Source organism: Paenibacillus daejeonensis DSM 15491, assembly GCF_000378385.1.
Classification (GTDB): Bacteria; Bacillota; Bacilli; order Paenibacillales; family Paenibacillaceae; genus Paenibacillus_D; species Paenibacillus_D daejeonensis.
Genome location: NZ_KB899667.1, coordinates 1 through 13,866, shown reverse-complemented (window position 1 = coordinate 13,866; position 13,866 = coordinate 1). Strand labels below are relative to the sequence as shown.

Here is a 13,866-nt window from a genome sequence, read left to right as displayed (position 1 = left end):
GCCTCCCCTCTACCTTCGGTTACTTATCTATTAGTTCAATACGCCGGTCAGCTGACTCTCGTCCGCTGCCTGCAGCTCGGTTATCTCACTGAACGTATCCTTCAGTCCTTCATTCACCTTGGCATGAAGGGTCAGCAAGCGAGCATACAGCTCGCGGTGCGCCGGATTCGGTTCGTAACGCACCTCTTGCGCTGCGCCCTTCTCCGCTGCCGCTGCAACCGCCGGGGCCTCCGGCTCGCCATCCTCGCCAGTGGTATGCATGTTCAGACCAACCGCCTCAAAGCCGACCATCGCAGCGCCGAGTCCGGAGCTCTCGATGACTTCCGGCACGATAACCGGCAAGCCAATCATGTCCGCCAGCAGCTGGCAGATGAAGCGGGAACGCGTCAGTCCACCGGAGGCGCAGACCTCCTGCGGCCTTACGTCCATTCGCTCCATCAAATGGACGATGGATGCAATCTGGACCAGGATGCCCTCGATGGCAGCACGCACCATGTGAGGCTTGCCATGCGACAGCGACAAGCCGAAGAAGACACCGCGGCTGTTGGCATTCCAATAAGGGGCACGCTCGCCGGTAAGCATCGGCAGGAACAGCAGACCGTTGGCTCCTGGCTGCACTTGCTCCGCTTGGGCCAGCAGCTTCTCGAACGGATCCTCACCCGGCGTGCCATGGATGCCCGGATCGTCCTTGAGCAACTGATCAGCCAGCCAGCGCAAGACAATGCCTGCATTGTTCGAAGCGCCGCCGATGGCCCAGTGGTTCTCATCCAATGCATAACAGAACAACTTGCCTTCGCTGTCGAGAGTGGGCTCTGGCACGATCGTACGGACGGCACTGCTCGTTCCGATGGAGACGGCTACCCGCTCCGGGGACAACACGCCGATCCCGAGGTTGGCCAGCACCCCGTCCGAAGCACCGATTACGAATGGCGTCTCCGGGGCAAGACCCAGCAGCTTGGCATCTTCCGCCGACAGACCGCTCAACTGATACGATACCGGTACAGGCCTCGGCAGCTGATCCTCGCGAACCCCGGTTAATGCCAGTGCTTCACGGTCCCATGTCAGCTCGCGGAGGTTGAACAGACCGGTCGCACTGGCGACGGAGTAGTCGACAACCAATTGACCGAATAACTTCAACAGAATATATTCCTTGATGCCTACATACGCATGCGCAGTGGCCGTCACATCTGGACGATGCTCCTTCAGCCACAGCAGCTTGGTGAGCGGGGACATCGGATGGATCGGCGTGCCCGTGCGCTGATAGATCGCCAAGCCTTGACCGGAAGACTGCAAGGCCTCCGCTTGCGCCGCCGAGCGCTGATCCGCCCAGATAATGCTCCCTGTGAGCGGACGCTCCGCTTCATCGAGAGCAATCAGGCTGTGCATCGCACTGCTGAAGGAAACACAGGCGACCCGCTCCGGCGCGCAGCCAGTCTGACTCATCAATGAGCCGACACCTTGCTTAACCGCAGCCAGAATGACGTCCGGGTCCTGCTCCGCCATGTTGGGACGGGGCAGGATCATCGGATAACCGACCGTCACACAGTCAATCACCTTGCCTTTCTGCGTAATCAGCAGCGATTTCACGCTGGTTGTTCCTATATCTACTGCTACAACAACAGGGGATTGCTCATTCATTTGGGCAAATATCCTTCCTCATCAAAAGTCCATTCGTACGGTTCGCTGATCACTTCAATCTGCGGATGCTGCTTCGCTTCCTCTAGCAGCGTCTCAGAAATCTCGATCTCCCCCAGATGCAGGGTATCCCGAATGCGGATCAGCTTGCACGTGGTATAATCCAGGATGTTGCACGTCTTGACCGCCGCCTTAATGGCATCCCGGTCATTGGCCAGCGTAGTTGCTTGCTTGGTAGGCGCGCACACGGTCGACGTCAGGCCATTGGCATAGGTTCCCGGCCAGTCTGCCTTGGACACCAGACGCGTTGTCGTGAAGTCAGCCGTTCCCACACCGTTGGCGTTGCCCTTGGATTCAGGGGTCAGGTCCAGAACAACCATCTTATTGACGTCCGGTCCGCCATGCGCATAAGGGGTCGGATAACGTCCCGTCACATTGGGGTCGGCACCGTCGCCGCTAATATTCTTGCCAATGTAGTCCATAACCAGCACGTCGAAGGCATCGAAGAAGAACTTCGGCAGATTCGCCTTGGCTTCCTCCAGCAGCACTTCCTCACGAGCTTCCATTTGTTCAGCAGGAATGGCCTCCACCCGGCGAATCCGGTCGTAGGCGTTCTCGACAACAGCCACACCGAACACAATCGGCAGCTTATCCAGCATCACACTTGCCATTGCCGGCACATTCTCCGCCATATACTTGAAGCCGAGCTGATGGCAGGCTTCGGCGCCCTTTTGCTTGCCTAGTCCGATTGCCACCATCTTCAGCAGCCCGCTCTCGATCCGTCCGCGGAACGCCGTGTGCGGCTTGACGCGGTTCAGCACGATGATCGCATCCGCTTCCTCCGTAGCAATTCGGTCGGCATACACTGGCAACCCGTTCTCGAGCTTATCGAGCAACACGACGTCCATCGAGGATTTCACCGGACAGCCCATCCGTTCCTCACTCATGCCCAGATGTGCCAGTACCTCCGTCTGGCCTTCAGCCGTTGCTCCGCCATGACTGCCCATACAAGGTACCAGGAACGGCTCGCCCCCCGCCTCTCTGACGGCATCAACCACGCACTTGGTCAGCTCATCGACGCGCGAGACGCCGCGGCTGCCAACCGCAATGGCCACTTTCATGCCAGGTGCAATTCGGTCCATACAGCCTTCCCCTGCGAGCTGCTCACGCAGCACGGCGATCGGGTCCTCCAGCTCAGTATCGTCGAACCGCTGGCGGATCTTGACCATCCGGGGCAGCGGGATATCCCGCACTAACTGGCTTAACAATTCACTCATATCGTCATCGCTCCGAATCCACCGTCAACCCGCAGCAGCGTGCCTGTCACAAACGAGGATGCTTTGCGGGAAGCCAGATACACGATAGCTCCCTGAAGCTCCTCGGGCTTGCCGAAACGATCCATCGGCGTGTGTGACATGATCGATGCAATGCGTTCTTCGGATAATATTTTGCGGTTCTGTTCTGCCGGGAAGAAGCCCGGAATAATCGCATTGACCCGGATATCATGCGGTGCAAACTCACGGGCCAGAAACTGGGTGACGCTGTTGACCCCCGCCTTGGAGGCGGAGTATGTGAACACCCGGGACAATGGGGGGCCGGACGAAACGGACGAAATGTTAATAATGGCCCCGCCTTTACCCTGGGCAATCATCTGCTTACCGAAGATCTGACTGGAGAGCACCACGCTCTTCAGATTCACATCCATGATTCGATCCCATTCTTCCATCTCAATTTCCAAAAAAGGCGTTGCACTGTTGGCTCCCGAACAATTGACCACCGTATCAATGCTGCCGCTCCAGTCCAGCACCGCTTGCCGTGTCTGTTCGAGGTCTTCTGGCTTGGTGACGTCCGCTTGGAGGCAAATCGCCTCACCACCCGCTTCCTCGACGCGCCGTTTCACCTCCTCGGCTTTGTCCATATCACGGCCAACAATGGCTACCCGTGAGCCGTGGGCACCCAGCGCTTCCGAGAGTGCGCCGCCCAGCACGCCATTGCCGCCCAATACGATCGAAGTGGTACCTTTGAGGTCAAATAAATTCATGTTCTATCGCTCCTGTCTTCATCTGTATGATTAGGATCCGGCCCGCTCTGTCAGAGCAGCCGCTTACGCCCAGCATAACGCATAAGGCTCGTCCCCGCTTATCTGCCATTGCCCAAGATAAGGTCTGACTTAACTGTGGTTGCCTTGTTGGAAGCGATTTTTTCGAGTCCTGGCAGGCCGTTACGCCTCCCCTTTCTCAGAACGCTCCAATTGTTTGCGATATTGCTCAGGGGTAACGCCGACATAACGCTTGAAGACACGGGTGAAGTGTGCCGGATGCTTGAAGCCGACCCGGTAGGATATCTCAGTGAGCGTCGATGACCGGTACATCGCCATCAGAATGCAGGATTGATTAATCCGGCGCTCGAACAAGTAATGAAAAATCGTAACCCCCGTGACGCGTTTGAACAGCTTGGACAGATAATGGCGATTCAGATGCAGCTCCCGTTCCAGATCCTCCAGATGAAGGTCTTCCATATAATGTTGCTCAACATAGGTAATCATATCCTGCACATGCTGCAGCTTCTCTGACGAGGCGGCTGATGGCTCGGCCAATAGCGTTTCACACCATCGGCAGATCCGCGTCAACAGCTCGAGAAAAGCCAGATGATACTGGACGTGAGCCAGCTTGTCCTGTGGCACATTGCATTCGTGCAGGCGCAGCAAAAGTCCCTCCACCTCTGCCTGCTGCCGGGGCTGGAGGCGCAGACGGGCATTTTTGAGCCGGGTGAAGGGCTCCAGAATGTCCGCGCCACCGGGAATCCGCAGCATCTCCTGCACATAGCCGACATGAAAGTGACAGACCGAACGGATATAGGGCTGGTCCTTGGCTGCATTGGCGCAATGGAGCGTCATGCCGTGCATGATGATCAGATCGCCGGGCTCCAACTCATAGATGCGCTCCCCGATCAGGAAACTGCAGGCGCCTTCATGAAAATAATAGATCTCATATTGCGGATGCGAGTGAAACACAGCCTCAATCGGCTGCTCGTCGCGGTATCTGAAATAGATCGTCTCGGTATGGATGCTCCAGCGGGAAGCCAGCACGGCGTCCACTCCTAAATTAAATTTACGACCCTCTACTGCCTTGTAGTGAAGCTGGTTCAATTATAACAAAAAAACCGGCAGATCGTCATATCCGCAAAAAACGATCCTGCCCGGCATCAAAGCCAGACAGGACCGTTCATAGAGCGAATTAAGAGAGTTCGAACAGGAAGGTAAGGAGCTCATAAGGCTTAATCACTGTGCGAATCTCGCCACTCGTGGCGCGCTCGCCCTCTGGACGCTCCAGCAGATCGCATGCCTGCCACGCGCGGATTCCGTAGTCGCTTGCAATTCGCACCTCGCCGCGGCTGCCGCCATACTCATGCAGTCGGAGGACAACAGCCGTACCATCCTCGCTTTTCTTCACCGCGTCGACCAGTACATGCGCATCCCCTTCGATCGTGAAGAGCGATGCCGCCAGTCCAACGGCTGTACCCCGGGAGACAGACAGCGGCTGATTCAGCGCAAAGGCAGAGGTCACCGTCTCGCCCTCCAACCAATCGCCACAATGCGGGAGCAGAGAATAGGTGAAGAGATGCTCTCCCAGATCCGCTGTCGGGTCCGGCACGATAGCCGACTTGATCAGCGTCAGACGCATCGTGTGATCCTTGATGTCGTAGCCGTACTTGCAATCATTCATCAAGCTGACGCCATAGCCACGCTCGGACAGATCGGCCCATTGATGACCAACCGATTCAAAGCGGGCGTAATCCCAACTCGTATTCCAGTGCGTTGGCCGGCGAACGTTGCCGAATTGGATATCGTATGTTGCTTCTGTCGCCCGGATATCCACTGGAAATGCCACCTTCAGCAGCTGACGCTTCTCCTGCCAATCGGCACGGGTAACGAAATCGATGCGACGATCGCCAGCATGAAGGATCATCCGCTGCTCGATGGTCGAATCCATGTAAGTCCAAGAGAAATCAACGGCCACATAGAGCGGACCGCACTCTGCAACCCGTACTGCCTCCAGTTTATCGACCGTACGCATCTTCTCTTGATAGTACAGATCGATATCCCACGCCTCGTGGCGGCTCTTCGGCTTGTCCTCGAACACTTGCAGTACATTGCCTTGCTCCCCGGGTGCAAGCACCTCGCGTCCTGCTTCTTTGTCGAAGACTCGGCTCAGACGTCCTGCTTCATCCCATGCGATAATGTAGAACGGCGACTCAATCTCGGATGCGCCGATCCGGAATGGACTGTCGCCCGTCTGATTCTCCTTCTCCGAACGGAAATAGATCGTCCGCTGCCCCAGACCCGGCACATCCGGAACAAGTACGCTCCAGCGGTTGTTAGTTCCATCATACTGGGCGACGAGCGCCTTGCCCTGCTCATCCTCCCAGCTCCCCGACACGTCCGAGAGGCTGAGTATAACCGCTTCCTCCGTGCGCGACCAGTTTGCACTATTCCACACTGTAAAGGCTTGGCGCTTCTCTTCTGCTTCTGACTCGTTAGTAAGGGCCTCAGCTGCCGCTGTCCAGGCTTCGCTGGCTACACGTTCGGCTTCTGCATACTCCTCCTTACAGTCGTCGTATACTTCCTTGATGGAGGAGCCAGGAATGATATCGTGGAACTGATTGCGCAGCACGATGTTCCATCCCTCATATAGCGCTTCCTGCGGATAGCTCTGCCATCCCTGTGCCAGCGCCTGCCGGACCGCCAGCCATTCGGTTTCCCGGTACAACAGCTCCAACTTCCGATTCATTCGTTTGATGAAGGCCTGACTGGTATATGTCCCCCGGTGCAGCTCCAGATACAACTCGCCGTCCCAGGTATGGATATACTGATCACTACTCGCGACCGTCTCTTGCAGCTCTTCAAAATAAGCGTCCGCCCGGCCGGTCGTTACCTGCGGCAGCCCTGGCATATCTGCCAGACGACGACGCATTTCCAGCATCTCTCGGTTTACGCCTCCGCCACCATCGCCATAGCCATAAGCGAGTAGAAGCTTTTGATTGATATTCTTGTCCCGGTAAGCATCCCAGATGCCTTGAATGGTCTCCGGCATGATGGCTCCATTGTATGTGTAGTAGAAGCTGCCTTCGGAGCCGCCGGGGTCCGGGGTCGTAATGAAGTGTGTGAGAATCTCCGTTCCATCAATGCCCCGCCAGGTGAAAGTGTCATGCGGCATCCGATTGTATTGGTTCCAGCTAATCTTGGTCGTCATAAAGGTCTTGATGCCGCTCTTCGCCAGAATCTGCGGCAGCGCCCAGCTGTAACCGAACACGTCAGGCAGCCACAGGTAGTCGCAATGGGCATCGAATTCGCGCTGGAAGAACCGGATGCCGTGCAGCAGCTGGCGCACCAGAGATTCACCAGATGACAGGTTGCAGTCGGCCTCCAGCCACATGGCGCCTCCTGCCTCCCAGCGTCCCTCCGCTACGCGCTGCTTGATGCCCTCGTAGATCGAGGGATAGTCCTTCTTGATATACTCGTAGAGCTGGGGTTGAGTCTGCAGGAATACATATTCCGGGTCTTGCTCCATCAGGCGCAGCACGGTTGCAAACGAACGTGCCGACTTCTCACGGGTGTGCTTCAAACGCCACAGCCAGGCCACATCGATGTGGGTATGGCCGATGCATTGAATCGTCACGGGATGATGCTTGGGCAGCTCGCTGAGCGACTCCCGCAGCGCCAGACGTGCCTCTGCCGCCGATTGATAGAACGCCTCTGACCCTGGGCGTGACCAATCCAGCAGGCGGAAAGCACGGTCGAGCCGGGTCAGCAGCTCATGATGCTCGGCGGTATTGTCACGCAATTCGTGAACGGTAGCCAGCATTGCCCGAGCGGTATAGTATAGATCGTCTACGGCTTCATCCAGCCAGCATAGCTCAGCCTGCTTGAGCTGGTGCTCATTGATTGCCTGACTGTTATAACCGCCTAGCCCGGACCACAACCGGAAGGCTAATTGTAACGTACGGCCTGCGGCCTCACCGGCAAAGAACACTTCCTGGTGATTGGTATCTACGCCTTGATACGGCTCCCCGTCTACGAAGAGCAGCGACTCGAAGCCGCTGGTTCCCGCGCCAACGCCGAAGTTGAAACGTCCGAGCACTTTGCGTCCTTGCCACTCTGCCGGAATCGGTGCCTCACTGGTCAGCCAGATATAGCGGTCCTTGCCTAACCAACGTGTCCCCAGTTCGACCGGCTCTGCAGCTGAAGGGTTCGGTGGAACAGTACCAATCGCACCTTCTTCATCATCCTGCCAATGACAGCTCAACGTCATCGCATCCCTGTAACGGAGCGGTTCAAGCATCGTCAGACGGTCCTGCAGCTTTTCCTTTGTCCAAAACATCGTCGTTTCCTCCTCTAATAGAAGCCATTATATGATTACACGTGTTATCAAAAGTTATGAGAAATCGGCTCGCGGTCACCCGCTGCCGAATGTATTCCTTAAGAGCCTGGACCCTTGACCACCTGACCGGCCGCAGCTCCCGTGCTCTCTCGCACCGTCAGTCTGGCTGGAACCCATAGTTTGGTGCCCCTATCCACCTGCCGCCCCTCAATCATATCGAGCAGCCGCTCCGTCCCGGCTCTTCCCATCTCCAGATAGGGTACTTCCACAGCCGACAACGGGGGAACCAGATAATCGTTGGCCTGCTGGGTATCATCCGCCGCCATCACATACACATCGCTGCCAATTCGCTTCCCTAGCCGATACGCAGCCTCATACAACCGCCTGCTTCCGCTCGACCAGTTCGTTAGCACCGCTGCCGTCTGGCCCAGTTTCTTCAGCAGCTCCTGCCACCACCTGGATTGATCTCCCCCCTCATCACAAACCTGGTGAATGACGGGTTCCCATCCTCGCTCGGTCATCCAGTGAAGATACGCCTTTCGCCGATGCACATCGCCCCAGTTCGGCGCATAGACTGGCGGATTGTAGAGCTCTACGTAGACCGGCTTCAGCGAAGTCGCCTCGTACAGGTGATTTAATGCCAGGGTCACACTATGCTCGTAATCCATCAGCACCGATGTGACATCCTCCCGCTCGGGGTAGCCTTCTACAGATACATAAGGCAAGCCCGCCTTGTGAACGTCATGTACCCAAGTCTCTTGATTGTAGCCGGTTACATCCTTGGTGAGCAGTCCATCGATTCTGCGCTGACTGTACAGCTCAATGAGCCAACGCTTGTTTTCTTCCAGCTTATTATGACCATAGAGCAGCAGATGATATCCCCGCTCCGTACATACTTGCTGTACACCCTGCAGCACCTGCAGAAAAAAAGAATTGTCCAGATTACCATAGGCCGCAATGCAGTTGCTCTTCCCCAGCCGCATACTGCGCGCCTGTGCATCCACCGTATAGTTAAGCTCGGCAATCGCCTCCAAGACTCGCTGTCGCTTCTCTTCACTAACCCGAATTCCCGGCGTGTCATTAATGACTGCCGAGACGACGCCACGCGAGACGCCGGAGAGCTTGGCCACGTCGTGGCTCGTCACCCGTTTCTTCATGACGTTCACCTCTCCTGTAGGATAACACGTGTCAAAATGCAATTTCAAGTTAAAATTATCACCAAAAAGGCGAAGAGGCACGGAATCGATCTCGTAAGATCGATCCGTGATGATTAACCGAAACGCTGGGTTTTGTACCATTTGGTCTTGCGGCCCGTCACTTTGTCTACCATTGCCGAGATGACGGCCTTGAGCGAAATCAGAATAAATAACTGCGCGTAAGTGAAGTAGGACAGACAGGATAAGATAAAATTCTGCGTATTGCTCTGTCCAATATCCGAGGCCAAGGCCAGATTAATCTGTAATACGTACAAGTAATACATCAGCCCCCAGGCTATGACGAGGTAGACATAGACATCGCCTGAGAATTGGAACGGCAACTCCACTTCCTTGAAGAAGAAATTAATACCCAAATAGACCATATTAATAACAAAAATAACATCCGAGACGATAATCGCAAGCATGAACCAGAAATAACTTGCCGCATAATACAGAACATGCAGCTTGATCCGCCAACTGGACTTGTTAAACAAATGGTGCAGGTTATCGGTTACAACGGCAAAGTTGCCCTTGGCCCAGCGTTCACGCTGTTTCATGTACACTTTGAGCTGCTCCGGTTCCTGCTGGTAAGCTTCTGCCTGCGGAGCCAGCGCGATCAGTTGGTCCCGCTTGAGAATTTCAAACGAAATGGCCGTATCCTCCGTAATCGCAGTTACGTCCCAACCGCCAATTTCACGAATCAGAGACGACTTAACGATGAAGTTGGTACCTGGAATCGTCCCTAGCTTGAAGAGTTCCCATAGGCCCGTATGGTAGATACGTTGAGCGGTGACCAGCTCCAGATTAATGCATTTGGACAGAAAGTTTTGCTCGCGGTTACGCGCTTTGTTGCGTCCGAACACGGCACCGTATTTCTCCGGGTTTTCCATAGCCTTGTGCATCAGAAAAAACAAAGCATTTCGTTCAGGCGCCGCATCCGCATCAAAAATACAAATCCATTCGTTTTTGGCATGCTCCAGCGCATCATTAAGCGCTCCGGATTTGCCGCCTGTCCCTTTACGCTCCATAATATATAGGTCGCGGTGACGGTAACTCGCCTTCTGCATCAACGTTCTGAGCCGGCCGGCCGTATCATCCGAACAGTTATCTGCAACGATGATGACCTGCACCTTTTCGGGAGGATAGTTCAGCAGCAATATATGCTCAGCTGTCGCCGCGATGACCATTTCTTCGTTATGGGCGGGAACAATCACGGTCACTGTAGGGTAATCGTCCATATTGTCGGGCGGCACGACCTTATTCCGATTTTGACGAAAGATAAAGCGGATCGCTCCACTCATAATAAGAATGGATTCGAACACAGCGAACCAGATACTGATGATGGATAAAATAAGCAGGGTTTCAGCCACTTAGCCGCCCCCGATCATATTTTTTTCGGACGGCAGCCCGGAAGATCAGCGTCGCAATCGTAAGGATGAGGATAGCAATGGCAAAGATGACGCTGATTATAATACACAAAGGGATAAACCAGCTCAGGTAGGACACGGTCTCACTCCTTTAGATGCTTGAATTAAATATATTCGCCAATCAAATCCGTTTCTGTATTGCGCTCCAATGCCGCAATGACCTTATCCACGTTCTCATATTGGCTGAATTGGTCCTTGGTAAAGACGAGTCCTCCCGTTCGAATAACCAAATTCAGCTCTTTCCCTTTGCGATCAACCAGCGGCATTAGCATCAACGCCTGTTGAATACGCGCCATGGTCAGCTTCAAATGATCCAGACTCGTCATGGGGAGTAGCAAGATAAAGCGCCCTTCATCGATGGAGAACTTATAGTCTTCAAAACGGATTTGCTTCTGGATAGCATTGGACAATTCAAGGAGTAGGGTAGCATACCCCTTGGAACCGAGTGACTCCCTGACGAGGGGCAAAAAGTCGATTCGCAGCATAGCTAGGCAGAAGTTGTACTGCTCTGGATAACGCTGCGCCAGATTGGAGTGTTTAACAATGGCATCCTCCAGGGCAGGCTTATTGCCAAGCTCTGTCGCCAGATCAACCTCGGGTATACGATGCTCCAGCTCACGCAGCCGCTCCGTGAAGCGTTTGGAGCGAATCATGGTTACTTTGATTACAGAAGCCGCCAGAATATTAGCCGGCAATAATAACAGCCAGGATACAGTCAGCATATCCGTTTCTGCAAACGTAGCGAGCCAGACAAAGTAGGCGACCAAATAGACAAAGGTCAGGACAACCGATACCCCGACTGGCACAATCAGACCCAGCAGCAGGGTTGCTAGAGCTGCCAAGCTGAAAACCAGATCTCCCCAGGTAAACACCTGCTCCACATACACGTTAATATAAACCAACAGCTCCTGCACCATAGCCAGTGCAATTAGCAGGGCATAGCCATAGACCATCCGCCTATAGGGCAATTGATTCGTGTTCATTGCTTTCTTGTCTCCACCTCTCCCTGTAATCTAGGTGCGCTTGTTATTGGGTTTGATGCAGAGTCGCACCGCCGATGAGCGGAAACAGATTATCGAAGATATGCGTGTCGCCATCAAACACATAACCTCCAGGATATGCAGGATCATGATCCCGCATCCCAAGCATCCTCTCATTCAGACGGTCAGCTAGCTCTCGGTCCTCCCACCTCACGGCAAGGAGAATAGCCAAGCCATACACGGAAGGTGACTCAAATTGTGCGGCGGGCTCTCCAGTCGACCGATCATATCGTCCCATCAATTTCCCCGTCCGCTCCAACGCCTCGCGAATAAAGTCGAGCAGCGGCCGGCTGTCTCTTCCCGAATCCGCCGCGTGCAGGCCAACAATCAATTGGTCAATCAGATTAACCTCGTCATCAAAACCATACTCGCCTGCATCTACTTCGTAATACTTAGGGTAAAACGGCGAATCCTCTGGCATATCAACCAGCAGCGTAACGTACTTGCTATACTCTTCTTCTGACAACAACCCGTGACGTTTCATTTCCTCCAACGCTCCGATGTCCACATAAACCAGACTCAAGCGCGTTGGACGTTCATGTCGTTCAAAATCATAGAAGTCTACCAAATATCCGTTGTGCTGACCCCGCAAGAGCAGCGTCTCAGCAAGGGCAAGGCCACTTTGCGTATAGTCCGGCTCGTTCCATTGATCCCCGGCGCGAAGTAAAGCACGAAGGATACGCAGATCGTCCCCCAAAGCGGTTGTGCTTATTTCAGCATGCCCTTCTTCATTGAGCTTCCAATAAACATAGCCATAGTGATGTCGGAACAGATTCTTATACACTTCGTAGCTATCGGCGAAAGTAGAGGCTTGCTGACGTAACACAGCTGCTTCCATCCATAGCCCTAATGATTCTGACAGAGCCTCGCGACCAGCAGCCAACTCCGGATCCGTCGAGAGGGCTGGCTTCAAATACGTGGCCAGACTGCCATTGTCATTCATCATATGCGTTGTAATAAAACGTTCCGCTGTCACCAGTTCATCCTCTTGATCGGACAGCTTCCAGCCCAGCCATAGGCCGGCACAGCCTACCAGCAGCACAACGAGCCCGATCCACCATCGACTGCGCACTCTTTTACTCATTGGTTCACCCATTCGACACCATATTTTCGATTCCGTCAAATTCCCTCCTTTATCTACAAAGGATGAGTATGATTATACACGATTGGCCAAGAGGGGAAAAAGGAAAATCTTCCATGTTAACCGGTATAACGAAAAACAAACAACAAAAAAACCCTTGGTTACCAAGGGTTTTCGTGATTGATGCGCATGGAGGGACTTGAACCCCCACGCCAAAGGCGCTAGATCCTAAGTCTAGTGCGTCTGCCAATTCCGCCACATGCGCGAGAAACAGTGAGCCATGAAGGGCTCGAACCTTCGACACCCTGATTAAAAGTCAGGTGCTCTACCAACTGAGCTAATGGCTCAAACAAATAAAAAAATGGCTGGGGCACTAGGATTCGAACCTAGGGGTGACGGAGTCAAAGTCCGTTGCCTTACCGCTTGGCTATGCCCCAACGCTTCATGGTGGACGCTGAGGGGATCGAACCCCCGACCCTCTGCTTGTAAGGCAGATGCTCTCCCAGCTGAGCTAAGCGTCCTTGTATGGTGACCCGTAGGGGATTCGAACCCCTGTTACCTCCGTGAAAGGGAGGTGTCTTAACCCCTTGACCAACGGGCCTTGAAAAAGAAATGGAGCTCTCAACCGGGATCGAACCGGTGACCTCATCCTTACCATGGATGCACTCTACCTACTGAGCTATGAGAGCAAATGGCTCCCCGAACAGGACTCGAACCTGTGACAACTCGATTAACAGTCGAGTGCTCTACCAACTGAGCTATCAGGGAATGTGTTACAGTGCGTCTTGCACACTGAAAACTGGATGCGAATCAAGCAAGTGAATCTTAGCTGAGGTATTAGGATAAGCCCTCGACCGATTAGTATCCGTCAGCTGCATGCATTACTGCACTTCCACCCCGGACCTATCAACCTGGTCGTCTACCAGGGGTCTTACATACTGGGAAATCTCATCTTGAGGGGGGCTTCACGCTTAGATGCTTTCAGCGTTTATCCCGTCCGTACATAGCTACCCAGCGGTGCTCCTGGCGGAACAACTGGTACACCAGCGGTACGTCCATCCCGGTCCTCTCGTACTAAGGACAGCTCCTCTCAAATTTCCTACGCCC

9 protein-coding genes, 7 tRNA genes and 1 rRNA gene are annotated in these 13,866 nt (G+C 54.2%); all 17 read right to left on the bottom strand.

Annotation, left to right across the window (positions count from 1 at the left end):
- Nucleotides 1-30 precede the first annotated feature (30 nt).
- A complete protein-coding gene (locus tag F556_RS34830; RefSeq protein WP_020619149.1) occupies nt 31-1,638 on the bottom strand; it encodes a gluconokinase in 1,608 nt (535 codons plus the stop codon).
- Nucleotides 1,635-2,912, bottom strand: coding sequence for a nickel pincer cofactor-dependent isomerase, group 22 (locus F556_RS0121950; RefSeq protein WP_020619148.1), 1,278 nt, complete (start codon nt 2,910-2,912; stop codon nt 1,635-1,637). The genes F556_RS34830 and F556_RS0121950 overlap by 4 nt, the downstream gene beginning before the upstream one ends.
- Complete coding sequence (locus F556_RS0121945) at nt 2,909-3,676, bottom strand: SDR family oxidoreductase (RefSeq protein ID WP_020619147.1); 768 nt, start codon at nt 3,674-3,676, stop codon at nt 2,909-2,911. The genes F556_RS0121950 and F556_RS0121945 overlap by 4 nt, the downstream gene beginning before the upstream one ends.
- A 180-nt stretch (nt 3,677-3,856) precedes the next feature.
- The gene (locus tag F556_RS0121940) at nt 3,857-4,723 is read right to left on the bottom strand and encodes a helix-turn-helix transcriptional regulator (RefSeq protein ID WP_020619146.1); all 867 of its coding nucleotides are present in this window, start codon (nt 4,721-4,723) and stop codon (nt 3,857-3,859) included.
- A gap of 148 nt (nt 4,724-4,871) precedes the next feature.
- On the bottom strand, nt 4,872-8,015 hold the full coding sequence (locus tag F556_RS0121935) for an alpha-mannosidase (protein WP_020619145.1): 3,144 nt from the start codon (nt 8,013-8,015) through the stop codon (nt 4,872-4,874).
- A 98-nt stretch (nt 8,016-8,113) separates the two neighbouring features.
- Nucleotides 8,114-9,172 carry a LacI family DNA-binding transcriptional regulator gene (locus F556_RS34825; protein ID WP_020619144.1) on the bottom strand — a complete coding sequence of 353 codons (1,059 nt, stop codon included), beginning with the start codon at nt 9,170-9,172 and terminating at the stop codon, nt 8,114-8,116.
- A gap of 113 nt (nt 9,173-9,285) precedes the next feature.
- The gene (locus F556_RS0121925; RefSeq protein ID WP_020619143.1) at nt 9,286-10,581 is read right to left on the bottom strand and encodes a glycosyltransferase family 2 protein; all 1,296 of its coding nucleotides are present in this window, start codon (nt 10,579-10,581) and stop codon (nt 9,286-9,288) included.
- A 161-nt stretch (nt 10,582-10,742) separates the two neighbouring features.
- On the bottom strand, nt 10,743-11,621 hold the full coding sequence (locus F556_RS0121915; protein ID WP_020619141.1) for a GGDEF domain-containing protein: 879 nt from the start codon (nt 11,619-11,621) through the stop codon (nt 10,743-10,745).
- A 43-nt stretch (nt 11,622-11,664) separates the two neighbouring features.
- A complete protein-coding gene (locus tag F556_RS0121910; protein ID WP_026297437.1) occupies nt 11,665-12,762 on the bottom strand; it encodes a hypothetical protein in 1,098 nt (365 codons plus the stop codon).
- 181 nt (nt 12,763-12,943) lie between these two features.
- A tRNA-Leu gene (locus F556_RS0121905) sits at nt 12,944-13,024 on the bottom strand.
- A gap of 9 nt (nt 13,025-13,033) precedes the next feature.
- Nucleotides 13,034-13,106, bottom strand: a tRNA-Lys gene (locus F556_RS0121900).
- A 15-nt stretch (nt 13,107-13,121) separates the two neighbouring features.
- A tRNA-Gln gene (locus F556_RS0121895) sits at nt 13,122-13,196 on the bottom strand.
- An 8-nt stretch (nt 13,197-13,204) separates the two neighbouring features.
- A tRNA-Val gene (locus tag F556_RS0121890) sits at nt 13,205-13,280 on the bottom strand.
- Between the two features lie 5 nt (nt 13,281-13,285).
- Nucleotides 13,286-13,360, bottom strand: a tRNA-Glu gene (locus tag F556_RS0121885).
- 12 nt (nt 13,361-13,372) lie between these two features.
- Nucleotides 13,373-13,448 (bottom strand) — tRNA-Thr (locus tag F556_RS0121880).
- A gap of 3 nt (nt 13,449-13,451) precedes the next feature.
- A tRNA-Asn gene (locus F556_RS0121875) sits at nt 13,452-13,527 on the bottom strand.
- Between the two features lie 70 nt (nt 13,528-13,597).
- Nucleotides 13,598-13,866, bottom strand: a 23S ribosomal RNA gene (locus F556_RS0121870); the annotation flags it as partial.